Here is a 23,699-nt window from a genome sequence, read left to right as displayed (position 1 = left end):
ACTATTCGAATTTACAATCAATTATTAGGTTAAAAGAATAAAAATCCCACTATGTTACAATTAAAATAGAAATATTAACAAAAAGTTATTATCAAAGATATATTTTTCAGTAATTTATTACCATTGATATCCGAAAAATTTACTATTAAAATTACGGTAATGATAGTGACGCTATCATTTTTAGGGGATTACAGTTAGAGGAGGAATAAGTATGCCGGCAAAAAAACCTGCACAATGGCACGAAGAAGTAGACGTAGTAGTTCTTGGAACAGGGGGAGCGGCTTATACAGCAGCAATTTTAGCAGCTGACCAAGACGCATCTGTATTAATGTTAGAAAAAACACATCAAATCGGTGGTACAACTGCATTCTCAGGCGGTGTTCCATGGATTCCTATGAACCGTTATATGAAAGAAGCTGGAATTGAAGATTCTCGTGAAGAGGCAATTGCATTTATTAAGCGCCTAACACAAGGCAGAGAACCAGATCCAAAATTTATTGATTTATATGTTGATACAGCTTATAAAATGATTGACTATTTACATGAAAATACACCGGTACGCTTTAGCACACCTGAAGGCTACACTGAATATTATGCACATATTAATGAAGCATTACATAGCGGAACGCGCTCATTAGATCCAGTTCCTTTTGACTTAAATTCAATCGGTGAGTGGGGTTCATTAGTTCGCCAAAATCCAGTGTTCCCACCACTAACACTTGCAGAAGGCGGTGCAGTTGGTGGTATCGACTTCACTAAAATTGCAGAACGTATGGAAAATAATATTGTAACAATGGGTCGTTCACTTATTGGGGCTTTAATGAAAGGCGCATTAGACCGTGGTATTGACGTACGTGTCAATACACCTGGTAAAGAGCTTGTTCTTGATGAAGAAGGAAAAGTTATTGGTGTTGTTGCGGAAAAAGATGGAGAAAAAATATTCATCGGTTCTCGTAAAGGCGTAATCATAGCATCTGGTGGTTTCGAATGGAATAAAGAGCTTATTAAAACATTCTTAAAAGGACAAGTAACACATCCAATGTCCCCTCCTGGTAATGAAGGAGATGGTCTTATTATGGCAATGGAAGCTGGAGCTGCTCTAGGTAATATGACTGAAGCTTGGTACTACCCTACAATGCAAGATCCAACTTTTGAGTACGAAGACCATGTTATGAACCAAACTGGTGGTGGCCGTTTTGGTCCAAACAGTATTATCGTGAATAAACACGGTAAACGTTTCGCGCATGAAGGGACAACTTACAATGATTTACCACGTACATTCTTTGAGTACGACCCAGTAGCTTTAGAATATCCAAATGAAGCACCTGTTTGGATGATATTCGACCAACAACTAAAAGACAAAACGATGATTATTACAATGATGCCTGGCGAAGATGCACCTGAATGGGTTGACCAAGCTAATTCATTAAGTGAACTAGCTGAAAAAATTGGAATCCCTGCAGAAAATTTAGAAGCATCTGTAGCGCGTTGGAATGAGCATTGTGAAAATGGTGAGGATCCTGATTTCCACCGTGGAACAACGCATTTCGAAAACTTAACTGGTGGCGGCGGTAGTATTCAAGCTAACCTAGGTAAAATTGAAAAAGGACCATTCTATGCTATTCCAGTTTATTTAGGCGCATTAGGAACAAATGGTGGTCCACGTATTAACGAACATGGCCAAGTAATGAGCTTACGTGGTGAAGTGATTGACGGTTTATACGCGGCTGGTAATGCGGCTATGAACATTTTAGGTCCAGTTTATCCAAGTGCTGGTGGTACAATCGGTCCAGCAATGACAGTGGGCTATTTAGTAGGTATCCATGCAGGTAATAAAGCTGCACGTAATATTTAATAAATTTAACTGAAAAGAGAGTGTAAACATTATGCCAAACGGAACACATACAGTAGAAATTCAAGTACCAATCGAAAAAATTTGGGAATTTGTAGCCGATATGAACAAATGGGCACCATTAGTACCAGGGTATATTGAGCACGAATTATTAAGCGAACGTCAATCGACATGGAAATTCAAAGGCGATCTTGGTTTCATGAAAAAAACAGTAAAGCTACAAATAGATATTCAAGAATGGATTGAGCCAACTAAAGTAACATTCGACTTAAAAGGTTTATCTGATAACTTTACTGGTGGTGGTTATTTCGAAGCTGAAAAAATTGACGATCATTCAACAAAAATGATAGGTCATTTAGATATTACAGCTGGCGGTATGATGGGCGCGATGATTAATACGATTTTGAAAAATTTCGTTCCAGAAACAGCTACAGAATTAACTGAAACAATCGCTGCAAAAATCACAGAAATTAACAGCGTAAAAGCATAGTAAAAAATAGTCTGCGAGTGATCGCAGACTATTTTTTTGGCTGTAAATATTCTAGAAAAACGTTTTTTACAATTTCAGCTTGCTCCGCTGGGACAATGACTAGTTTACCCATGCGCATACTTTCAAAAAACGATAGCTTTCTTGTGAAAATACCGAATGCATTGGCAATAGCCCCCATTACCTCTACAATTGCAATATCTTGACGTATTGAGCCATCTTGTTTTCCTTGCTGAATCATGTCAGAAATAATATTCGTAATCCCTGCATAAGCAGCATAATATTCATCTAAATCTTCTAAAGGCTCCTGAGCAAATACTATATACGTTTCGAAGGCTTCTAATAGTTTCATATTATTTAACGACCCCGGCTCAGATAAACGAATGTAATGATTTAATAATTGCTCAAATTTTTCGTATCCTGTACCTTTTTCATTAAAAATTTGTTGAAAGGTAGGCAAACTATTTTCTAATATATATATAATCACGTTAATGATTAGCTTATTCTTTTTTGGAAAATAACGAAATACCGTTGCGACCCCTATATTGGCCTCATCTGCAACGTCTTGCATCGTCGTCCACTCAAAACCTTTTCGAGCAAATACTTGAAACGCAGACTCTAATATTTTTTGCCGGCGTCTCTCTTTTATTGATATATTTTCATGTATTTTCAAAACCCCCTCACCTCTAATACCCCCATAATAAAGTTGTCCAAACAAATATATCAAATAAGACACACGTAGGCTATCATAAGTAAACGCCTTGCATCTTACTTAATATCAAAAAATTATTCTACTATCTTAATTTAATCCCCAAATACAATTTCCATCTTAATAATATTATTTTACAAAATTAATGTTTAAAATAGAAATTATTTGAATTAGATAGAAAATTATTTTTTAACTATTCCAAATATACCATAATTTGTGTACAATGTGTTTGATGATAGATTTGCTATCATTAATTAACAGCAAACGGACTAAAATAATAGGAGGAATGTTTATGCCAGCAAAAAAACCAAATCAGTGGCACGAAGAAGTTGACGTAATTGTTTTAGGAACGGGTGGCGCAGCTTTTACCGCTGCTATTTTAGCGGCGGACCAAGGTGCGGATGTATTGATGTTAGAAAAAGCAAATCAAATCGGTGGTACAACAGCGTTCTCAGGTGGCGTGCCTTGGATTCCAGTAAATCGTTATATGAAGGAAGCAGGCATCGAGGATACTCGTGAAGATGCAATCGCCTTTTTAGAGCGTTTAACTTTAGGTAAAGTTCCTGATCCAGCATATATCGAGATTTACGTAGATAACGGGCATAAAATGATTGACTACTTACATGAAAATACACCAGTTCGTTTTGAAATGCCGGTTCCATTTAATGAATACTATGGACATGTAGATGAAGCATTAAAAAAGGGCACACGTTCACTTGACCCAGAACCATTCGATTTAAATTTAGTTGGCGAATGGGGTTCATTAATTCGTCAAAACCCATTATTCCCACCATTAACTTTAGCTGAAGGTGGCGCAATCGGTGGTGTGGATTTCAATAAAATCGCAGAGCGCATGGAAAATAATATTGTAACAATGGGTAGATCACTAATTGCTTCTTTATTAAAAGGTGCACTTGATCGCGATATAAAAATTAAAAATAACACACCAGGTAAAGAGCTTGTGTTAGATGACAACGGCGCTGTAATTGGAGTCGTTGCAGAAGATGAAGCTGGTGAAAAAATTTATATCGGAGCGCGTAAAGGTGTCGTACTTGCTTCTGGTGGCTATGAATGGAATCAAGAGCTTGTTAAAACATTCTTAAAAGCACCTATTACACATCCAATGTCCCCTCCTGGTAATGAAGGAGATGGTCTAATAATGGCAATGGAGGCTGGTGCTGCACTCGGAAATATGAGTGAAGCTTGGTGGTATCCATCAATGCAGGACCCAACAATGGAATATGAAGACCGTATCATGAACCAAACAGGTAGTGGTCGTATGGGGCCGAACAGTATTATCGTCAATAAATACGGTAAACGTTTCGTGCATGAAGGGACAACATACAATGATTTACCACGTGCTTTTTATGAGTATGATCCTGTAAAACTAGAATATCCAAACGAAGCACCTGTTTGGATGGTATTTGACCAACAACTAAAAGATTCTCAAATGATTATTACAATGATGCCTGGTGAGGATGCGCCGGACTGGTTAGACCGCGCAAACACACTTGCTGAACTTGCTGATATTATTGGTGTCGATGCAGAAGGATTAGAGCAATCAGTTGCACGTTGGAATGCTCAATGTGAACAAGGTAAAGATACAGATTTCCATCGTGGTACAACACAATTTGAAAACCTTCTAGCTGATGGCGGCGGTAACGCAGAAGCTAACTTAGGTAAAATTGAAAAAGCTCCATTCTATGCTGTTCCTGTTAACTTAGGGGCACTTGGAACAAACGGTGGACCTCGTATCGATGAAAATGGACAAGTGATTAGCCTTCGTGGCAACAAGATTGAAGGCCTATATGCAGCTGGAAACGCAGCGATGGGTATTTTAGGAACAGCCTATGCTGGCGCTGGCGGCACAATTGGACCAGCTATGACAGTGGGTTACTTAGCCGGTAAACATGTAGGAAGTGTACCTGCACGTAACATAAAGTCAGAACAGTCTGTGAACTAACCTAGTAGGAGCGTGATAATATGCCAAACGGAATACATTCAGTCAATGTCCCTTTAGATATTAAAACAATTTGGGATTTTGTAAGCGAAATGAATAACTGGGCACCTCTTGTACCTGGTTATATCGAACATGAAATATTAAGTGAAAATCAATCCACTTGGAAATTTAAAGGCGATTTAGGTTTTATGAAAAAGACTGTCAAATTGCAAATTGATATTAAAGAATGGAATGAGCCTTCACAAGTTCTTTTCGATTTAAAAGGCCTTTCTGAAAACTTTAGTGGGGGCGGTTATTTCGAAGCTGAAGTCATTGATGAACACACTACAAAAATGACTGGCCACCTAGACATTACAGCTGGTGGGATGATGGGACCAATGATTAATGGGATCTTAAAAAATTTCGTTCCTCAAACCGCACAAGAATTAACAGATGCGATTGTCGAGAAGCTACTCGAACTTAACAGCGTTTCCCAATAATCAAAAAGGGCGTTCCCAAAATTCTTGGGAGCGCCTTTTTCTATGCGAAAATGGTACGCACAAGCCCCCAAGGTGGTTAGTAATGACTATTGTTTCAGTAACTGAAAAGTAGAGAAAAACCCACTTACTAATCCATTTTTAAAATATATTTAAAAATATCTACTTGTTCATCTTGAGAATCTTTTAATGATTCTATTAAATGCCAACCTCTTTTTATGTAATAATTAGAGGCGTTTTCAGTTTTAAGAAACACTTCTTTGTATCCTAGTCTCCCCATGTAATCTAGTAAAAAATTTATTAGTTGCTTACCTATTTTTTGACTTCTATATTCAGGGTCTACATATAGCGAAGCGAGCCAAGGTTTATATTGAGGAAGCTCTTCCAAATCATTTTCAAAGACAGAAACAGTTCCTACGCATTTATTATTAATAATTGCGATAAAAGTTATTGGAAATGTATTTACGTTTGTATTTTCAAAAAAACATACTACGTCTCTAAATGTTTTTTTACTATTAGTTCCTTCTACAAATTCCTTATATATCATCATTGAAACATCTAAAATATATTTTTGATAGTTAGTTAGTAAATTGATTTCCATGATTCACAACCTTTCTGCCATTGTATTAATTCGCTGAATATTCATTCTATAAGGTGATTGTAGCACAGTGAATTATCCTTTTGGATATTAAAGAAGAATACGAAACTAATGCGGTTGATAATTACAAACACTATTATGATGATGTTAAACAGGTTAAATTTTTGATAGCTTACAACAGTAATCGTATCAAGCTCAACATGGTTATACGTCCTTGGTCTAACAAACACAAAAGACCCTTACCATGATCACACATTATAGGTGACAATATTTTTTCCTTTATGCATCGCTATTAAATGATTTGTCATTCAATTTGTGCAATAGTGAAGAGTTTTTCTGTATATAGCTTGTTTTACTGGTGATTAAACTTCAAAGCCATTTACACTTTGTCGTGTCGTCTAATTAACAGTCATTCATGTTTAATGCACGATTACCACTTATATACCAACTCACACTTTGCTATGTTATGATTTCTTTATAGATAGAATTTTCAATCACTTAGAAAGAGGGTAGTTCCGTTATGAGTACTTATCTTATCAAGAGGATGGAGGGGTCAGTAAATGAATAAAATATTGAAATCAAAAAACGACAGAATTATTAGTGGTGTTTGTGGAGATTGTGGAAACCTTTGGTGTGCCATCTTGGATTGTTAGATTAATCTTTCTTTTTGTAATGTCTTTTTCATTTTGGATATATGCAGTACTTGTATTTGTACTAAAAGAAATTATTTTTCGTTATAGTGGACTACCATCAACCATTCAACGACCATCACACATCAATCTAGGGGCATGTACCTAACACACAAGCCCTTTTGTTAAGTTTCCTCAATCACTCCTATAGCACCACATTGCTCTGTAGCTACAATTAGACAACCTGTGTAAATGATTCATCTGCTCCACTATCCACGCCCACAGGCACGTTAAACCCTTCTAGTAGCTTTCCACGATTGTTGTTATAAGCTAACTCAAAGTTGAAGCCATTAAGACTTCATAGTATCGCACTGCTATAACAGTCAATATTATCACGGGTAAACAAACCATAAATACCCATAATTTACAAAAAACGAAACTTTTTCGACCATTTCTCGTATAGACTTATAAAGAGATTAAATGTAAGAAGGGAGTAATTATTTTGAAATCGAATAATAGTAAAGCAATGACCTACCTTTTGTTAGTAGTTGGAATTTTCGTTGTCATTACTGTAGGTAAATTTTTCTTTTATGGCACGATTGGTAGTTTCATTGAAAACTTTATTAAAGATATATTCTAAAAAGGTCAATCTTAAATATCCTTACTCTAGGACTTGCATATATGATTAACCTTCATATATGCAAGTCCTTTTGTTTCAATTCCTCTACCTCTGCTGTAGCACCAACAGACTACCTGTGTTCTTAATTCCTCTGCTTCACTATCAATGCTCATAGGCTCCTTAAACACAACTAAGGGCATGTTGTATACTAACTCAAAGTTAAAGTACTCGATTGAATCTACTATAACCAATATTTCCACCTGTATGACTTATCATTTAGTATTTTTCAACAACTGGAAATGCACTTATACAATGTACTTACCCTTACTAACAACTATTGATATTTTCATAAAAGCAAAAATTCTTCCAATTCCGTTCGTATTAAGGGATAGGAGGTATAAACATGTTATCTGATAGAGAATTAGCAATATTAATTTGGCTAGTAATAGTTACTCTAATATGCTTAGTTACTTTAAGAAAAAGCCATTGTACTCGTCAATTGTTCGCTTGCGTAATCCATTCAGCTTCATTTGCTGATTGAGAACGAGCAATGCATGATGAATAGTAATGTTCTTAATACTCTTATCATTCACAATTGGCATATAGAGCTTATCAACAATGCTTTGTTTTTCTAATACCTCATCTTCTACTTCTTTTGTTTGTGTTTAAATTGCAAATATTCTCGTATCAACTTCAACATGGTTATACTTCTTTTGGTCTAACCAACACAAAAGAGCCTTCTAACATTTTTGTTAGAAGGCAAAACTATAGTATTTCTATTTAGTTCACTAAGTTTTTACTCGGCACTTAATCAAAAATAATTTTATTCACTGCTTCACGGTCTAATTTTTTGATGACAGCTACGATTAATTTTACAGCGTTTTCGTAGTCATCACGGTGTAAGATACCCGCATGTGAGTGGATATAGCGAGTTGCTACACCGATTGCAAGTGATGGTACACCGTTTGCTGTAATGTGAATTGAGCCAGCGTCAGTACCACCGCCAGGAATTGCTTCAAATTGGAACGGAATATTGTTTTCTTCCGCTACGTCGATTACGAAATCACGTAATCCGTTATGCGCTACCATTGATGCATCGTAAATAACGATTTGTGGGCCAGCACCCATTTTTGAAGTAGATTCTTTCGGCGTTACTCCAGGTGTGTCACCAGCAATACCAACGTCTACAGCAAAGCCGATATCCGGTTGGATCTTATGTGTAGATGTTTTTGCACCACGTAAGCCAATTTCTTCTTGAGCATTCCCTACTCCGTATACAATGTTCGGATGTTGCTCGTCTTTTAATGCACGTAATACGTCGATTGCAATGGCACAACCAATACGATTATCCCATGCTTTAGCAAGGAGGTGCTTTTCATTTTTCATCACGTTGAATTCGAAATAAGGTGTGACCATATCTCCTGGTAATACACCCCAGCTCAGCACTTCCTCTTTTGAAACTGCACCAATATCAATAAACATATCTTTAATATCAACTGGCTTATTACGTACTTCTGCAGGTAAAATATGTGGTGGTTTTGAACCGATTACCCCTACAATTTCCTCACCTTTACGCGTTGTAATCGTTACACGCTGAGCAAGCATTACTTGTCCCCACCAGCCACCAACTGTTTGGAAGCTAATGAAACCTTTGTCATCGATTTTTGTTACCATGAAACCTACTTCATCTAAGTGTCCCGCAACAACAATTTTAGGACCGTTTTCATCCCCTACTTTTTTTGCAATTAAGCTACCTAAATTATCTGTTTCAACTTCATCTGCAAAAGGTGCGATGTGCTTTTTCATTACTTCGCGTGGAGCACGTTCATTGCCCGGAATTCCGTTTGCATCTGTTAATTCTTTTAACATTTGAATAGTTGGATCTATATTCGTCATTATTTCGACCTCCTAAGTATATCTCCATTGTATTATAGCTCTATAAAAACTAATAGAAAAGAGAAAATACCCACTTTCGCAACATTTTATCTCAAAAGTGGGTATTTTCAATTAATTTATTATAATACGCTTAAATGAACATCTTTTAAATCGCTAATAAACATATGTCCCGGTGCATGTGTAATCATTATTGAAGGCTTGCTCTGCATCGCGACTGCTTGCGGCGTTACGCCACATGCCCAAAATACAGGTACCTCTCCCTCTTTTATCGTTACAGCATCACCAAAATCCGGTTTATGCACATCTTTAATTCCTATTTGAGAAGGATCTCCGATATGTACCGGTGCACCATGAACACCTGGGAAACGAGAAGTGATTTGTACTGCGCGAATTGCATCGGCATGTTTCATCGGACGCATACTAACAACTAAAGGTCCGTGGAATTTTCCAGCTGATGTTGTAGCGACTGATGTTTTATACATTGGTACGTTACAGCCTTCTTCGATATGGCGAATAGGAATCCCACTTTCTTGTAGCGGCGTTTCAAATGTAAAGCTGCAGCCTATTAAGAAACATACAAAATCATCTTCCCAGTAATCCAAAATATTTGCCACTTCTTCGACATACTCTCCGTCTTTGTAGATTCGATAATTCGGGATATCGGTACGAATATCTGAACCTGGTGCTATTAAACTTTCGATTTGTCCGGGCTCTAGCACATCAACAAGAGGGCATGATTTTGGATTACGTTGACAAAATAAAAGAAAGTCAAATGCATCTTCTTTACGTAGTATAGCTAAATTAGCTTGCGTAAAACCTTTAGCCATACCTGCTGTTGGCCCCGTTATTTGACCGTCACGAATTAATTGTCTAATTTGCTGTGCTGTCATTGTTTCATAATTCATAAAATCATTCCCCCTTTATTAAGAAAAGCGCAAGCGCCCTGCTTAGCCCCTACAAGCGCTGGAGCTAGACACTGTTCACACTCCAGAAATTTATACTTTCTTACCAATTAAAATAACTTAGAGAATGTTGTAATCATTGTATTAACACATAAAATACTCATAACAACAATAACGATTACACCTAATACTGTTAACACTTTAGGATGTTTATACACTTTTCCAACAATGCTCGTTTTGTGAGCTGCAATAAGTATAATCGATAGTGCTAGTGGTAATATTAATGCGTTTAATGCCCCTACAATGACTAATATCTTAACCGGTTGACCAACGACTGCAAAAATAACTGAAGAAGTAATGATAAAACCGATAATAATCCAGTTTTTATATTTTTCAATGACTGGGTGGAATGTGCGAATAAATGATACCGAAGTATACGCAGCACCAACAACAGATGTAATTGCTGCAGCCCACATAATGACACCGAAAATACGATATCCGATATCCCCAACCGCTAACTGAAATACTGACGCTGCTGGATTAGCTTGATCTAATGTTAAGCCTTTCGATACAACACCTAAAACAGCTAAGAATAATGCAACACGCATAATTCCTGTCACTATTATTCCCGTTACCGAGCTTACTGTAATTTGGCGAAGATTTTCTACTCCTGTAATACCTGCATCGATTAAACGGTGTCCACCTGCAAATGTAATATACCCACCAACAGTACCACCAACTAGTGTTACAATCGCCAATAAACCAATTTCTTCTGGCCACACTGTACGGGCAATTGCTTCTCCTACTGGTGGTGAAGTAGTAAAGGCTACGTAAAGCATTAAGAAAATCATAACGAATCCAGCTAGCTGCGCAACACGGTCCATCACTTTACTAGCTTCTTTAAATAAAAATATGAAAATAGCAAATGCGGCACTTATAATAGAGCCATAAATAGTATCGACTCCTAACATTGCATTTAAGCCTAAACCAGCGCCTGCTACGTTCCCGATATTAAAAGCAAGGCCCCCTATTACAATTAATACTGCTAAAACATAACCTAAACCTGGGAATACTTTATTCGCAAGATCTTGTCCACGTAATCCTGAAACCCCAATGACGCGCCAAACATTCATTTGAGCGATAACGTCTAATAATAATGAAATTAAAATGACAAACCCCATGCTTGCCATTAGTTCACTTGTGAATACAGTTGTTTGCGTTAAAAAGCCCGGTCCGATAGAAGATGTTGCCATTAAAAATGCGGCACCTAGCAAAGCATTGCGCCTATTTCTATCCTTTTTTACTTGTGAGTTAATATTGATTTCTGCCATATAATATCCCCTTAGTTAAACGCTGTTATTTCTATTTGTTGTTCTGCTAACTTTTCCTTTGTGAATTTTGCAAATTGTACTGCGTGCGCTCCGTCACCATGTATACAAATTGTATCTGCTCGCAACGCTACATCTATTCCTTGTTGAGATGTAACTGTACCAGTTGTAACCATTTTAATTACTTGCTGGACAGCTTGGTCTTCATCCGTTATTAGCGCATCTGCTTGTTTACGTGAAGTGAGTGAACCATCCGCTTGATATGTACGATCTGCAAAAACTTCATGTGCTGTTTGAAGCCCTATTTTTTCTCCAGCCTTTGTCAATTCGCTTGAAGCAAGCCCAAATAAAATAAGCTTTGGTGAAACATCATAAACAGCTTGAGCAATCGCTTCTGCAAGCGCTTTATTTTTTGCGGCCATATTATACAGCGCACCATGTGGCTTGACATGTTGCATCGTTGCATTCATCGTCGTTAAAAACCCTTGTAATGCACCGATTTGATAAACGACCATATCATATGCTTCCTGCGGTGTAATTGCCATTTCACGACGCCCAAAGCCGACTAAATCCGGTAATCCTGGGTGCGCGCCAATTTTTACATCGTTGTCAATTGCTAATTTTATAGTCTCACGCATTACTGTAGGGTCACCCGCATGAAAGCCACAAGCAATGTTAGCCGATGTGACATATCTTAAGATTTCCCGCTGCTCCCCTAACGTATAACGACCAAAACTTTCACCTAAATCGCAATTCAAATCTACCGTATACTTCATTTCATTCCCCCCTTTTCTCATTTAACTATTATCTAAGACAATGACAATATATTAACACATTTCTGATAAAAGTGAATCTTTTGTGAAAAATATATGGATTTTTAGTATATTTACCTTATAATTAGTCACAAGTTCATAATTTGGAGGTGTTTTATGTTAGAAAACATTACATTTAAACCATTAGGCGATTCAGCATTATTCGTCGTATTCGGAAATTCAATCTCAACTGATACACACAAAAAAATACAAAATTTTTATGAATTACTACAGGCAAATCCATTTACAGGTATGCTAGATATTGTACCTGGTTATACAAATATATGTATTCACTACGATATTTTGAAGGTTGCACTTAGTCCTCTTGTGAAGGATGCAGATTCAATTTATCAAGGCATTACAAATTATTTGGAAGGTCTATTACTTCAATTACAAAAAGGGCATCATACAGAAGGACGACTTGTCGAAATACCGGTCGTTTACGGCGGAGAGTATGGACCTGATTTACATTATGTAGCAAATTATCATCAGCTATCCGAAGAGGAAGTTATTAAACGCCATACCGAAAGTGAGTGTTTAGTATACATGCTTGGCTTTGCTCCAGGGTTTGCATTTATGGGTGGACTAGATGAAACGATTGCTACTCCGCGTAAGGAGGTGCCACGTTTAAAAATCCCTGCTGGATCAGTTGGTATTGCTGGCATGCAAACGGGGGCTTACCCATTCGAAACTCCAGGTGGCTGGCAAATTATCGGACGGACGCCACAGCCATTGTTTTTACCGAATGATTATCCTCCGACGTATTTAGAAGCGGGTGACCGTATTCGCTTTAAGGCTATTTCTGAAGAGCAATTTTTACAATGGGAGGCAAATGTATGACCATCGTTGTTTTAAAACCAGGATTTTTTTCAACTATTCAAGATGCGGGTCGTATCGGACAACAGCAATACGGTGTAATTGTAAGCGGTGCAATGGATCAATTATCATATGAAATTGCTAATACATTATTGAATCAATCTGGGACAGCAGCTATTGAAATGACACTTGTTGGTCCTACATTACGCTTCGAGGTAGATACGGTAATCGCCTGCACTGGTGCAGATTTTTCTCCGTTATTAAATGATGCACCTTGTCCAATGTGGCAGCCTGTTACAGTGAAGGCCGGAAGCGTGTTAAAATGCCAAGCTGCTAAACAAGGGGCACGTGGCTATATCGCGTTCAAGCATGGTATTCAAGTCCCTGAAGTATTAGGCAGTCGCAGTACTTATTTACGTGCACAAATTGGTGGGTTCAAAGGGCGCGCATTGCAAAAAGGAGACCAATTGCCAATTAAATTACATAGTGAAGTGCCAAGGAAATACTCAGCTAACTATAAGTCGTTATTATCTTTTTCAAATAGCGTGACCATTCGTATAGCAGTTGGGACTGAATGGTATTCGTTCACAGAAAACAGCAAGCAAACACTCACTTCTATTCCGTACACTGTTACGAAGGATGCGGATCGTATGGGGTATCGTTTAGAAAGTCATAGCGCATTAGAGCGGGTTGTGAAAGAGGATTTAATTTCTGAAGCAGTTACGTTTGGCACTATTCAAGTCCCTCCAAACGGACAGCCAATTATTTTAATGGCTGACCGTCAAACGACAGGCGGTTATCCGAAAATTGCACAAGTGATTAAAGCAGACTTACCTAAGCTTGCGCAATTACAGCCGATGTCGACGATTCATTTTGAAATAGTATCATTAGAAGAAGCACAAAAAATATATTTACAACAGCAGCAGCAGCTTGCTTTCATGAAAACTGCATTATCACGAAAAGAGTAAGAGCTGACTCCTTTACGAACACCCCTGAATTCATTCGTTATTTTAAATAATAAATAGCATGTAGAGCCCTTTTGCGACCCTACATGCTATTATTTACTGCTTATTAATAACCTGAACGCTGACGCTCATAGTTTTTTTCATTTTTTTCTATATATGCTTGAATAATATCCTCAACAGTAAAACCTAGATTATAGGCGATTATGCTGTATTGCTCCCAAACATTAATATAGCGTTCCTCTGTTGGTTCTGTAACAAATTCTCCTACCGCACTATTCGTACGTAAAAAAGCCATTGTTAAATCTGCTTCCTGTTGTATTGTTGGCCATTCATTAATTGAATATTTTCGCATATTGCCAAGTGATAATAAAAAATGAATAGAATCTACAAACTCCTCTAAAATTACATTTCGTTCTGAAGCACCTTTTGTACTCCAAAACTTGAAGCAACGTGTTTCGTTTGCTAATTCTGCAAGCTCTACTAATAGCGCAAGCCCTTTTTCATTGAACACATCTTTTGTAACTTGCTGTGTTTCCTCAATAAAGCGGTCCAGTTGGTGCTGCATTTCAAAAAGTTGTTTAAATTCCATAAAAATCCCTCAATTTCTTTATAAAAAATGAAACTTATTGTACCTTCTAATCGTATAGCAAAGAAACATGAACTGACAAGGGGGAACTTTCATGGCTCTTCTATTTCGTATATTAATTATTGCGCTCATCATTTACATATTTTATAAAGGCGTTCGCTATTTGTTTGATCCAAAGCGTAAACTAGACGAAGCTTTCGAAAAGGGGCAATATTATTTTTATGATGATGTGAAAAATGTACGTAAAAACTTTTTTATTTCTTATAACGGTGCGCTTTTTGAAGGAGAAAAATACTTAGGTACAACGACCAATGCATTTGAAGTTGTATCGATTTTCGTATTTGTTCACGACCCGATGAAACTACAAGGATTTACGAAAGAAGATTTTTTGTATTTAGAAAAGGAAATTAAAATGAGCTACCCAAGTGCAAAAATTAATTGGAAAAACCCAATTGAAAAGTTAATGAAAGATGAAAAAAGTGACGAGCTGTAAAACGACAGCATTGTAAAAATCCATAAATCATTAGCGAGTAGGTGAACGAAAATTGTTCACCTACTCGCTTTTTCTTCGATGCCGTTGATTTTTCCATTCTGGCGATCGCTTTCCGACCCAGAATGGAAATCAACGCACCCATAAAAAAAAGATGCACTAAATTTTGATTCCTCAAAATTAGTACACCCCAATATTTGACGTAGATCCATTTTTCACGTCAATAATCTCACGATAATGAATAATTGAATTGCAGCAAGTAGTGGGAAGCCAAATGCGAATGTATTGTGCTTCGTTTTATGTCGAAACAGATACATCCCGAGAACCCCACCAATTGCACCACCGAGAAACGCTAATGTAAATAATGTTTTTTCTGCGATACGCCATTCTTTTTTTATTGCACGTGATTTATCATTGTACATTAAAATACAAAGTACAAGTGAAATGACCGCAACATAAGCGATAGCGGCTGTACCCATAAACATCACCTCTTATGGAAAAAAGACTGATGGAGAAATCCATCAGCCTTAAGTTAAATTATTTAGCTTGTGCATTTTTTGCAGCGTCTGCTAATTGAGCGAATGCTGCTGCATCATTTACAGCTAGGTCAGCTAACATTTTACGGTTAACTTCGATACCTGCTAATTTTAAACCGTGCATTAAACGGCTGTAAGAAAGACCGTTCATGCGAGCAGCTGCGTTAATACGAGTGATCCATAATTTACGGAAATCACGTTTCTTTTGACGACGGTCACGGTATGCATATTGACCTGACTTCATTACTGCTTGGTTAGCAACTTTATATAAAGTATGTTTTGAACCATAATAACCTTTAGCTAATTTTAAAACCTTTTTACGACGCTTGCGCGTTACTGTTCCGCCTTTTACGCGTGGCATACTAATTACCTCCTGCTTTTCTTTCGAATGTGTTGTTTTGAATTTGAACCTGAATGTTCAAAAATTATTTCATGTAAGTTAATAATGTACGGATGCGTTTGAAGTCGCCTGAAGACGCAACTTTCGCTTTACGTAAGTGACGTTTTGCTTTAGTAGATTTGTTAGCGAATAAGTGGCTACCATAAGCACGGTCAAATTTTAATTTACCTGTACCCGTTTTTTTGAAACGCTTCGCAGCGCCACGGTGAGTTTTCATTTTTGGCATGTCGAATATCCTCCTAAACTAATTTCTAAATGATTACTGTTTTTCATTCTTCGGTTGAAGAACTAAAAACATGCTACGGCCTTCCATCTTCGGCTTCTGTTCTACCGTTGATAGTTCAGCACAAGCTTCAGCAAAGCGATCTAAGACGCGTTGACCGATTTCTTTGTGCGTTATAGCACGACCTTTAAATCGGATACTTGCTTTTACTTTGTCACCTTTTTCAAGGAACTTCAGTCCAGCACGTAATTTCGTTTGGAAATCATGTTCATCAATTGAAGGGCTCAGACGAACCTCTTTTATATTGATAACTTTTTGATTTTTACGAATATCACGGTCTTTCTTTTGCTGTTCAAACTTAAATTTACCATAGTCCATGATACGTGCGACTGGCGGCTTGGCTTGAGGAGCCACAAGGACAAGATCCAAGTTCACACGAGTGGCGATTTCAAGCGCTTCATTGCGTGTCTTTACACCAAGCTGATCACCATTATGATCGATTACACGAAGTTCACGTGCGCGAATGCCTTCGTTTACATACATGTCTTTGCTAATAACAATCCACCTCCAAGTAGTGTCGCGAACAAATACATGGTTTGAGCAAGTACTCTTACCCGGTTGAACGGTACATCTTATACGTTTATCCACAAAAAAAGGACGGACATTGTAGAAGATGTCCGCCCGCTATATGTGTATACGTAACATTACGTAAAACAATTCAACGTGTCAAACCTGTCAACTACATAAATGTGTCGAGCATCAGGTGAGAAGCGGGCAGCCTCTACTTCAACCACAAACTAGTATTTATTAACCTTAGCTATAATATCACGCATAAAACTATGTGTCAACTTTTTTTATTTACATACTAATTGTTTCATTTCTTATAAAGGCTAAAGTAATTCTTGTGAAATTTCTCAATAATTACTTTTCAAATAATTTAGCGCTCTGGTGCTCCCTTTCCGCGGGCAAGGCCCAGCGCCTCCTCACTACGTTGCAGGGTCTCGGACCAACACGATATTGGTCACGAAGGCATTGTCAGACGACGTGACGGATTTAGCTTTCGTTCCTCTTTTGCTTTTCTCGCGGGAAGCTTTGCTCTGTAGGGAAAGGCGTAGCCGCCAGCTACACTGTCGCACCGCCGCGCTAAATTACATATATTACTTTTTCACTTCTGCAACAATATTTGATAAGAAGGCATCGAAACTAATTGTTTCTGAATCTTTTGAGCCGTAACGACGAACGTTAACAGCTCCCTCTTCTACCTCTTTATCCCCAATCACAAGCATATAAGGGATTTTCTTCATTTGTGCTTCACGGATTTTGTAACCTAGCTTTTCTTCACGATCATCCATTTCCACACGTAAACCAGCAGCGATTAATTGCTCTTCGATTTGTTTTGCGTAATCGAAGTGAACTGCATTTGATACTGGAATAATTTCGACTTGTACAGGTGCTAACCAAGTTGGGAATGCGCCTTTGTATTCTTCAATTAAGAAGGCTACGAAACGTTCCATTGTTGACACGACACCACGGTGAATTACTACCGGACGTTGTGGTTGACCATCCTCACCAACATAAGTTAAGTCAAAACGTTCAGGTAATAAGAAGTCCAGCTGAGCTGTTGATAATGTTTCTTCTTTACCAATTGCCGTTTTTACTTGAACGTCTAATTTCGGACCATAGAAAGCTGCTTCGCCTTCAGCTTCGTAGTAATCCAAGCCCAGCTCATCCATTGCTTCTTTTAACATCGCTTGTGCTTTTTCCCACATTTCATCATCATCGAAGTATTTCTCTTTATCCGCTGGGTCACGATAAGATAAACGGAATGTGTAATCAGTTAAATCAAAATCTTTGTATACATCTAAAATTAATTCAACTACTTTTTTGAACTCTGTTTTAATTTGGTCAGGACGTACGAAAAGGTGCGCATCATTTAAAGTCATCCCACGAACACGTTGTAAACCTGAAACCGCACCTGACATTTCATAACGGTGCATTGTACCAAGCTCTGCAATACGTAATGGTAAGTGGCGGTATGAATGGTAACCGTTTTTGAAAATCATCATATGGTGTGGACAGTTCATCGGACGCATAATTAATGTTTCATTGTCCATTTCCATTGGCGGGAAAATAGAATCTTGGTAGTGATCCCAGTGACCCGATGTTTTGTAAAGCTCTTTAGAACCTAACACAGGTGTATACACATGTTTGTAGCCAAGTTTTAATTCTTTATCCACGATATAGCGTTCGATTACACGGCGGATTGTTGCACCATTTGGTAACCATAGCGGTAATCCTTGACCTACTTTTTGTGAAGTCATGAATAAATCAAGTTCTTTACCAATTTTACGGTGGTCACGTTCTTTCGCTTCTTCAAGCATTTGTAAGTGATGTTTTAACTCTTCTTTCGTAAAGAAAGCTGTACCGTAAATACGTTGAAGCATTTTATTGTCAGAGTTTCCTCTCCAATAAGCTCCTGCTAATGAAAGTAATTTAAATTCTTTCAACTTACCTGTTGATGGTACGTGGATACCACGACAAAGGTCAAAGAAATCACCTTGATAATAAATAGATACTTGCTCGTCAGCCGGAATTGCTTCAAGAAGCTCTAATTTATACTCGTCGCCTACTTCTTCATAAATTTTTTGTGCTTCGTCACGTGAAACGTTTTTACGTTCAATCTCAATGTTTTCCGCGATAATTTTTTTCATTTCTTTTTCGATTAATGGCAGGTCTTCTGCTGTAATCGGTGTAGGTGCATCAATATCATAGTAGAAACCAGATTCAATTACTGGTCCGATACCTAGCTTTACTTCTGGGAAAAGACGTTTCACTGCTTGTGCTGTTAAATGGGCAGTAGAGTGACGTAAAATTTCTAATGCTTCAGGTGATTTATTAGTAATGATTTCGATTGCTGCATCTTCTTCAATCGGTGTTTTAGCATCCACTAATACACCATTTAATTTCCCTGCAAGTGCACTCTTTTTTAACCCTGGGCTAATTGAACCAGCAACATCTAAAGTTGAGATTCCTTTTTCGAATTCTTTCACATTACCATCAGGAAATGTTAATTTAATCATTTCAGACATGTTGAGTCCTCCTATTTTATATTTTTACTTGGGCGATCTTTAGTCGAGCATTTTTTGTTTTCTAGATATATTTATATAATTTACAGAAATATTTATCTAATATTCGGAGTTATTTATATAATCTACATAAGTATTGATCTTATATCCGTAATTATTAACTTGTTTCAGCAGAAGTCCCCTTCTTCTATAAGTGAGGGATGAATGCTAAATATGAAATTCAATTCAGTGGCTGATCAAACCCCGGCTGAATCAAGTTAATGCCCCGGCGGATGTCACAGATTTTTTAAGGGAGTTTTTCGAGCGAGCTCGAAAAAAATCTGGACGCAATTACGCCGAGGCGTAATTGATTTTAATCTCCTAGAAAACAAAAAAGCGCCATCCCTACCAAAAGGGACGACGCGTATGCTCGTGGTTCCACCCTTCTTCCTTCCGAGATAAATCTCGAACGAAGCTCTAGGTCAGTTAACGTACTGATAAACGTTGACGGATTATCCCCGCCACTGCTCAAAGGTAGTAAAGTATGTGTCGTGCTAGGAAGCTCACAGCCAAGGCTCCCCTCTCTACTAAGTCGGTGCACAAACTTCATGTCCTTATCAATGCTTTAAATATTGTAATTACTAGCACAGTATACGCTCGCTTATCGAAAAAAGCAACTGCTAAAATCCGAAAATTTAACGACGTAAATTTTCGCCTTCTAGCCTTAACAAAGTTGTCGTCGCTTTAATACGCTCCATAATGCGTCGAGCTTTCACTTCTTCCACTTCACCACGCTGCGAACGAGCGATATTATATTCTAAATCATCATAATCAAAATTGGATGATATAAATGTTGGTAGTCGCTCACTCATGCGATAATGCAAAATCGTCCCTATAATTTCGTCACGTGCCCATGGTGTAATTCCTTCTGCTCCAAAGTCATCTAACATTAAAACAGGAGTCCTCTTAACAAAATCCACTTTACTTTGCAATGTTTGGTCATTAATAGCTGCCTTTATTTCTCGTAGAAACTCTGGAACATATACAAGCACCGATTTGATTTTTATTTTCGCTAATTCATTAGCTATTGCTCCTAGTATAAACGATTTCCCAACGCCAAATTCACCGTATAAATATAATCCCTTTTCTGGTAGCTGGCCAGTTGCTCGGTATTCATTAATAAATGATACAATTTGTTGTACAGCTTGGAAACGCGACTTATTACCTTCGATTACAATGTCTTCAATCGTTGCTTGTAAAACATCCTTTGGCATATGAATAGATGATACCATCGATGCCATTTCACGACGTTCATCCTCTACGATTTTTTGTTCGCAGCGTTCATACGAAACATCGATACGACTATTTGCAATTATTAATTTCGGAATGAAGCCTTCTAAATAGTTTGTGCATTTATTTGTCGAGCCGCATTTACAGCATTCAGTCGATTGACTAACAAATTCATGGAGTTTTGACATGCTACGCTCAATCATCCCGTCATCAATACGTTCAGCATTGTCCTTTAAAAATTTTTGTATTTGCTCGTGTTGTAAAATATCCCGTCGCATTGCATTATATCTCTCTTGGAAAGATGGTACATTGACCACACGCTTTAACGCTTCATTTATCGGTTCTATTTTAGTTCACCTTCCCATCGTAATTCCGTAATTGTTCTAGTAATTTTTTATGCTCTGCCTCTAAATCGACGTGATCTTGTGATGCTGGCTCAGAATTCTTAGTTTCAATTAAGTCTTCTTTTTTATGGAACCATTCTGGCACACGCTCCACTTTCACACCTTTTTTCACTGTCGCTTTTTGCTCAGAGCGTTTAACATAATCTTTTGCTTGTCCAAGCGTTTGCAAGTTATTTCGTCGCCAAGAGTCCGCCACACTGTTAATATATTTCTCGGGCAATGCACCGTCTGTTTTTTCTAACACATATTCAAGCAAATAGTTCACTACAGCAGGCGTCATACTATACTGCGTTATTAGCTTTTCGGCAGCCTTTACCGTATAGTCAAACGGCTCTTGTCCGTTGTTAAGCTGTTTAATAAATTCATACGGTGTTTGCTTTTCATATTTTGACTCCGCATCAGCAAACTCATAATTTTGTGGATAAAATTGCAATAAATTTGCTTGTGTGATCGTCGCAACATTTGCCTTTTGATTGTTTTGCTCGAAATATTGTAGCGCATCTTTAGCTAACATTATATTCTGCATTTGAACGTTGAAAGCTAGCGTATCGATGAACTTTTTATTTATTCGGCCTGATTTAACAATTACATATTCAAATAAAGCATTTACTACTCCAACAGTCATACCACCAGTTAACACGTAATTCTCTGCCATTTCAACAATATACGGAAGAGGCTCATCACCTTTTTTCAAGCCCTTTAAAAACTCATATGGAATCACTTCATCATAACGCGGCAGCCAATTATCTAAATTCTTTTGCTGTGCTTTAAACGCAAGAGGTGTATCCATCGTTACTTTATGTTTCGTTTTAGGGGCCTGTTCCTGCTCAACTAACTGAATCGCATCTGCTGCGCTTTTTAAATTATGCGCTAACCAGTTGCTCGCTACTGCTTGAATGTAGTTTTTTGTCATTTTGCCGTTTGTTTCACGCATCGCATATTCCATTAAATAATTGACTACACCAATCGGCATTTTTTGGGCTAGCACTAGCTGTTCTGCAAGCTCAACTGTAAATCGAACAGGTTCCTTGCCACCATATAATTGCTTTAAAAATTCGTAAGGCGTTGTTTTATCGTAAACAAGTGCTTGTGGAGATAATGCAAATTCCCCGAGTGCATCTTGTCCAATTTTATAAGGAATTGTCCCTCGCTGTTCAATGTATTGCAAAGCTTCTTCAGCCGATTGTATGTTTTTTTGCCGCATTTCAGATGCGACAGATTCAACGAATTTTTCTGGTAATTTGCCGTTCGTCTCGTTCCATACATATTGTACAATGACATTTGCAACACCTTGCGCGATGCCGTAAGATTTCACAAGGCTTTCGGCAATTCGTATCTGTCCTTTAAATGGTTCCTTCCCTTTTGTCAAAATTTTAAGGAATTCATACGGTGTTGATAGTTCATAATCTTTCACATAATCAGGAATATTTTGCTCAGGTATACGATCTACTTTTCGAATTGTAGGACCAGTTCCTTGACGTTTGTCGTGCTCTAAAGTCGCGATCCGAATTGCTTCAGCGGCATTAGTTGCCCCTTTACTTACCCAATTATCTACAATGCTTTGTAGTAATTTCGCCCCGTAATCAAGCTTTCCATCAGACATCGCGATATACTGAATTAACGTATTTAACACACCATATGAAATGCCTTGGCGCAGAAAATCATTGAACTGCATAACTGTCGCTTCTGAAGGTAAAACACCGTTCATATCTTCATACACTTTAATCGGTGATGTCGTATCTAAATAACGAATATGTTCTTCTTTTGAGCTAGCTTTTTGAACAGGTTGCTCTACATTCACATTATCAACTTCGTAACGCTTTAAAAGCTTAGGTACGTTGCCAGAACTAGATAATTGATAAAAGTCCTCTGCATTCTTCTCAATCATCGTCGTTGATAATGAGCCATCTTCATTTAGTGCCATCAATACAATTTTTTGCATATCTGTTACCGAATAATTATATAAAAAAGCGACTTTAGCAATTGTTATTTTTATATCAAGTGTAAATAATTTGCTCGGTACTAAAGAATTACTCATACCGTCCATGAATAATTTGAAATCAAATAAATCATATTCAAATGGATAACTTTTACTGCTTGTACTTCCCATTTGCTGAGGAAAAAACTGTTCGATATTTTGCAGTTCTGCCTCAGTAACATTTAAAAAGACATCATTAAAGCTACGTGTCACTTCCGTAAAACCTTGAATCGACTGTTCTCTCTTTACTAATGCATCTTGCAATGATTGATATGCTTTACGGTCAATTTTACGCATAAGTGACACCGATAATATGGAGTCTGCAAAAAATTCACTTGCTTCTAAAGGTCTCTTCAATTTATATACGTAATGCGTAGCTGAAATACTTGCTTTGCTAAAGCTTTGCAATAAGCCAATCGCTTCTAAAGTAATGCGCGCTTGAAATAATTGCTTAATCGAAAAGCCTAAGCTATCAAGTAAATAATGGTGATGAAATGTAGGTGAACTTTGCTCAGCTTCCGCCCAAAACTTTAAATATAAAGCGACTGCCTCTACACCAATTATTGGTTGATAACATAATTGCAAAACTTTTTGACTTTCTAAACTAAATTCATGAGGGCATCTAATTTCACAAGTATCATACGGATGTAGCTGATTGATCATGTTCAATGTATTCCC

At 37.6% G+C, this 23,699-nt stretch carries 22 protein-coding genes; 8 read left to right on the top strand and 14 right to left on the bottom strand.

The annotated features are described in order from the left end of the window. Positions 1-211: 211 nt before the first annotated feature. On the top strand, positions 212-1,855 hold the full coding sequence (locus tag AAFN87_RS00935; RefSeq protein ID WP_347789114.1) for an FAD-binding protein: 1,644 nt from the start codon (positions 212-214) through the stop codon (positions 1,853-1,855). A gap of 31 nt (positions 1,856-1,886) precedes the next feature. Further along, entirely contained in the window at positions 1,887-2,342 is a 456-nt protein-coding gene (locus AAFN87_RS00930) for an SRPBCC family protein (RefSeq protein ID WP_347789113.1), read from the top strand. A gap of 28 nt (positions 2,343-2,370) precedes the next feature. Here AAFN87_RS00930 and AAFN87_RS00925 read toward each other — a convergent pair whose 3' ends face one another. Continuing rightward, positions 2,371-3,012 carry a TetR/AcrR family transcriptional regulator gene (locus AAFN87_RS00925; RefSeq protein ID WP_347789112.1) on the bottom strand — a complete coding sequence of 214 codons (642 nt, stop codon included), beginning with the start codon at positions 3,010-3,012 and terminating at the stop codon, positions 2,371-2,373. 328 nt (positions 3,013-3,340) lie between these two features. Here AAFN87_RS00925 and AAFN87_RS00920 point away from each other — a divergent pair, with 328 nt between their 5' ends. Together AAFN87_RS00920 and AAFN87_RS00915 are read left to right on the top strand one after the other, a co-directional pair. Continuing rightward, positions 3,341-5,011, top strand: coding sequence for an FAD-binding protein (locus tag AAFN87_RS00920; protein WP_347789111.1), 1,671 nt, complete (start codon positions 3,341-3,343; stop codon positions 5,009-5,011). A 20-nt stretch (positions 5,012-5,031) separates the two neighbouring features. Then, a complete protein-coding gene (locus AAFN87_RS00915; protein ID WP_347789110.1) occupies positions 5,032-5,487 on the top strand; it encodes an SRPBCC family protein in 456 nt (151 codons plus the stop codon). A gap of 127 nt (positions 5,488-5,614) precedes the next feature. Here the strand turns inward: AAFN87_RS00915 and AAFN87_RS00910 are convergent, their stop codons facing one another. Continuing rightward, the gene (locus tag AAFN87_RS00910; RefSeq protein ID WP_347789109.1) at positions 5,615-6,085 is read right to left on the bottom strand and encodes a GNAT family N-acetyltransferase; all 471 of its coding nucleotides are present in this window, start codon (positions 6,083-6,085) and stop codon (positions 5,615-5,617) included. Positions 6,086-7,213: 1,128 nt separating this feature from the next. Here AAFN87_RS00910 and AAFN87_RS00905 point away from each other — a divergent pair. Further along, positions 7,214-7,351, top strand: a complete 138-nt coding sequence (locus AAFN87_RS00905; protein WP_347789108.1) for a hypothetical protein — start codon at positions 7,214-7,216, stop codon at positions 7,349-7,351. A 786-nt stretch (positions 7,352-8,137) separates the two neighbouring features. Here AAFN87_RS00905 and AAFN87_RS00900 read toward each other — a convergent pair. From AAFN87_RS00900 to AAFN87_RS00885, 4 genes are all read right to left on the bottom strand, one after another. After that, positions 8,138-9,226: a M42 family metallopeptidase gene (locus AAFN87_RS00900; RefSeq protein ID WP_347789107.1), complete on the bottom strand. Its 1,089-nt coding sequence runs from the start codon at positions 9,224-9,226 to the stop codon at positions 8,138-8,140. A gap of 119 nt (positions 9,227-9,345) precedes the next feature. Next, the gene (locus AAFN87_RS00895; RefSeq protein ID WP_347789106.1) at positions 9,346-10,131 is read right to left on the bottom strand and encodes a putative hydro-lyase; all 786 of its coding nucleotides are present in this window, start codon (positions 10,129-10,131) and stop codon (positions 9,346-9,348) included. A gap of 107 nt (positions 10,132-10,238) precedes the next feature. After that, entirely contained in the window at positions 10,239-11,459 is a 1,221-nt protein-coding gene (locus tag AAFN87_RS00890) for an NRAMP family divalent metal transporter (protein WP_347789105.1), read from the bottom strand. Positions 11,460-11,470: 11 nt separating this feature from the next. After that, complete coding sequence (locus tag AAFN87_RS00885; RefSeq protein ID WP_347789104.1) at positions 11,471-12,232, bottom strand: LamB/YcsF family protein; 762 nt, start codon at positions 12,230-12,232, stop codon at positions 11,471-11,473. Between the two features lie 153 nt (positions 12,233-12,385). On the opposite strand from AAFN87_RS00885, the gene pxpB reads away from it, so the two are divergent. Both pxpB and AAFN87_RS00875 read left to right on the top strand, forming a co-directional pair. Then, positions 12,386-13,108 carry a 5-oxoprolinase subunit PxpB gene (gene pxpB / locus AAFN87_RS00880; protein ID WP_347789103.1) on the top strand — a complete coding sequence of 241 codons (723 nt, stop codon included), beginning with the start codon at positions 12,386-12,388 and terminating at the stop codon, positions 13,106-13,108. Next, positions 13,105-14,052, top strand: coding sequence for a 5-oxoprolinase subunit C family protein (locus tag AAFN87_RS00875; protein ID WP_347789102.1), 948 nt, complete (start codon positions 13,105-13,107; stop codon positions 14,050-14,052). The genes pxpB and AAFN87_RS00875 overlap by 4 nt, the downstream gene beginning before the upstream one ends. A gap of 103 nt (positions 14,053-14,155) precedes the next feature. On the opposite strand, the gene AAFN87_RS00870 is transcribed toward AAFN87_RS00875, so the two are convergent. Then, complete coding sequence (locus AAFN87_RS00870) at positions 14,156-14,638, bottom strand: dUTP diphosphatase (protein ID WP_347789101.1); 483 nt, start codon at positions 14,636-14,638, stop codon at positions 14,156-14,158. 91 nt (positions 14,639-14,729) lie between these two features. On the opposite strand from AAFN87_RS00870, the gene AAFN87_RS00865 reads away from it, so the two are divergent. Beyond that, the gene (locus AAFN87_RS00865; protein ID WP_347789100.1) at positions 14,730-15,128 is read left to right on the top strand and encodes a sigma-w pathway protein ysdB; all 399 of its coding nucleotides are present in this window, start codon (positions 14,730-14,732) and stop codon (positions 15,126-15,128) included. 212 nt (positions 15,129-15,340) lie between these two features. On the opposite strand, the gene AAFN87_RS00860 is transcribed toward AAFN87_RS00865, so the two are convergent. From AAFN87_RS00860 to AAFN87_RS00830, 7 genes are all read right to left on the bottom strand, one after another. Next, complete coding sequence (locus tag AAFN87_RS00860; protein ID WP_347789099.1) at positions 15,341-15,604, bottom strand: DUF1294 domain-containing protein; 264 nt, start codon at positions 15,602-15,604, stop codon at positions 15,341-15,343. 58 nt (positions 15,605-15,662) lie between these two features. Continuing rightward, positions 15,663-16,022, bottom strand: a complete 360-nt coding sequence (gene rplT / locus AAFN87_RS00855; RefSeq protein WP_347789098.1) for a 50S ribosomal protein L20 — start codon at positions 16,020-16,022, stop codon at positions 15,663-15,665. Between the two features lie 64 nt (positions 16,023-16,086). After that, positions 16,087-16,287, bottom strand: coding sequence for a 50S ribosomal protein L35 (gene rpmI, locus AAFN87_RS00850; RefSeq protein WP_036156293.1), 201 nt, complete (start codon positions 16,285-16,287; stop codon positions 16,087-16,089). A gap of 33 nt (positions 16,288-16,320) precedes the next feature. After that, positions 16,321-16,827, bottom strand: a complete 507-nt coding sequence (gene infC / locus AAFN87_RS00845; protein ID WP_347789097.1) for a translation initiation factor IF-3 — start codon at positions 16,825-16,827, stop codon at positions 16,321-16,323. Between the two features lie 614 nt (positions 16,828-17,441). After that, positions 17,442-19,373 carry a threonine--tRNA ligase gene (gene thrS, locus AAFN87_RS00840; RefSeq protein WP_347789096.1) on the bottom strand — a complete coding sequence of 644 codons (1,932 nt, stop codon included), beginning with the start codon at positions 19,371-19,373 and terminating at the stop codon, positions 17,442-17,444. Between the two features lie 671 nt (positions 19,374-20,044). Then, a complete protein-coding gene (dnaI, locus tag AAFN87_RS00835; protein WP_347789934.1) occupies positions 20,045-20,986 on the bottom strand; it encodes a primosomal protein DnaI in 942 nt (313 codons plus the stop codon). 1 nt (position 20,987) lies between these two features. Then, the gene (locus AAFN87_RS00830; protein WP_347789933.1) at positions 20,988-23,684 is read right to left on the bottom strand and encodes a DnaD domain protein; all 2,697 of its coding nucleotides are present in this window, start codon (positions 23,682-23,684) and stop codon (positions 20,988-20,990) included. Positions 23,685-23,699: the final 15 nt, after the last annotated feature.

Origin of the sequence: Solibacillus sp. CAU 1738, assembly GCF_039888725.1 — a bacterium.
Lineage (GTDB): Bacteria > Bacillota > Bacilli > Bacillales_A > Planococcaceae > Metasolibacillus.
The sequence above is the reverse complement of the archived record's forward strand: the minus strand, read 5'-3'. Positions and strand labels throughout refer to the sequence as shown.

Bases quoted from the DNA above. Each gene is read 5' to 3' on its own strand.
- AAFN87_RS00935 (WP_347789114.1), top strand. From the start codon at position 212: ATGCCGGCAAAAAAACCTGCACAATGGCACGAAGAAGTAGACGTAGTA.
- AAFN87_RS00930 (WP_347789113.1), top strand. From the start codon at position 1,887: ATGCCAAACGGAACACATACAGTAGAAATTCAAGTACCAATCGAAAAA.
- AAFN87_RS00920 (WP_347789111.1), top strand. From the start codon at position 3,341: ATGCCAGCAAAAAAACCAAATCAGTGGCACGAAGAAGTTGACGTAATT.
- AAFN87_RS00915 (WP_347789110.1), top strand. From the start codon at position 5,032: ATGCCAAACGGAATACATTCAGTCAATGTCCCTTTAGATATTAAAACA.
- AAFN87_RS00910 (WP_347789109.1), bottom strand. From the start codon at position 6,085: ATGGAAATCAATTTACTAACTAACTATCAAAAATATATTTTAGATGTT.
- AAFN87_RS00900 (WP_347789107.1), bottom strand. From the start codon at position 9,226: ATGACGAATATAGATCCAACTATTCAAATGTTAAAAGAATTAACAGAT.
- AAFN87_RS00895 (WP_347789106.1), bottom strand. From the start codon at position 10,131: ATGAATTATGAAACAATGACAGCACAGCAAATTAGACAATTAATTCGT.
- AAFN87_RS00890 (WP_347789105.1), bottom strand. From the start codon at position 11,459: ATGGCAGAAATCAATATTAACTCACAAGTAAAAAAGGATAGAAATAGG.
- AAFN87_RS00885 (WP_347789104.1), bottom strand. From the start codon at position 12,232: ATGAAGTATACGGTAGATTTGAATTGCGATTTAGGTGAAAGTTTTGGT.
- pxpB (WP_347789103.1), top strand. From the start codon at position 12,386: ATGTTAGAAAACATTACATTTAAACCATTAGGCGATTCAGCATTATTC.
- AAFN87_RS00875 (WP_347789102.1), top strand. From the start codon at position 13,105: ATGACCATCGTTGTTTTAAAACCAGGATTTTTTTCAACTATTCAAGAT.
- AAFN87_RS00870 (WP_347789101.1), bottom strand. From the start codon at position 14,638: ATGGAATTTAAACAACTTTTTGAAATGCAGCACCAACTGGACCGCTTT.
- AAFN87_RS00865 (WP_347789100.1), top strand. From the start codon at position 14,730: ATGGCTCTTCTATTTCGTATATTAATTATTGCGCTCATCATTTACATA.
- AAFN87_RS00860 (WP_347789099.1), bottom strand. From the start codon at position 15,604: ATGGGTACAGCCGCTATCGCTTATGTTGCGGTCATTTCACTTGTACTT.
- rplT (WP_347789098.1), bottom strand. From the start codon at position 16,022: ATGCCACGCGTAAAAGGCGGAACAGTAACGCGCAAGCGTCGTAAAAAG.
- rpmI (WP_036156293.1), bottom strand. From the start codon at position 16,287: ATGCCAAAAATGAAAACTCACCGTGGCGCTGCGAAGCGTTTCAAAAAA.
- infC (WP_347789097.1), bottom strand. From the start codon at position 16,827: ATGTATGTAAACGAAGGCATTCGCGCACGTGAACTTCGTGTAATCGAT.
- thrS (WP_347789096.1), bottom strand. From the start codon at position 19,373: ATGTCTGAAATGATTAAATTAACATTTCCTGATGGTAATGTGAAAGAA.
- AAFN87_RS00830 (WP_347789933.1), bottom strand. From the start codon at position 23,684: ATGATCAATCAGCTACATCCGTATGATACTTGTGAAATTAGATGCCCT.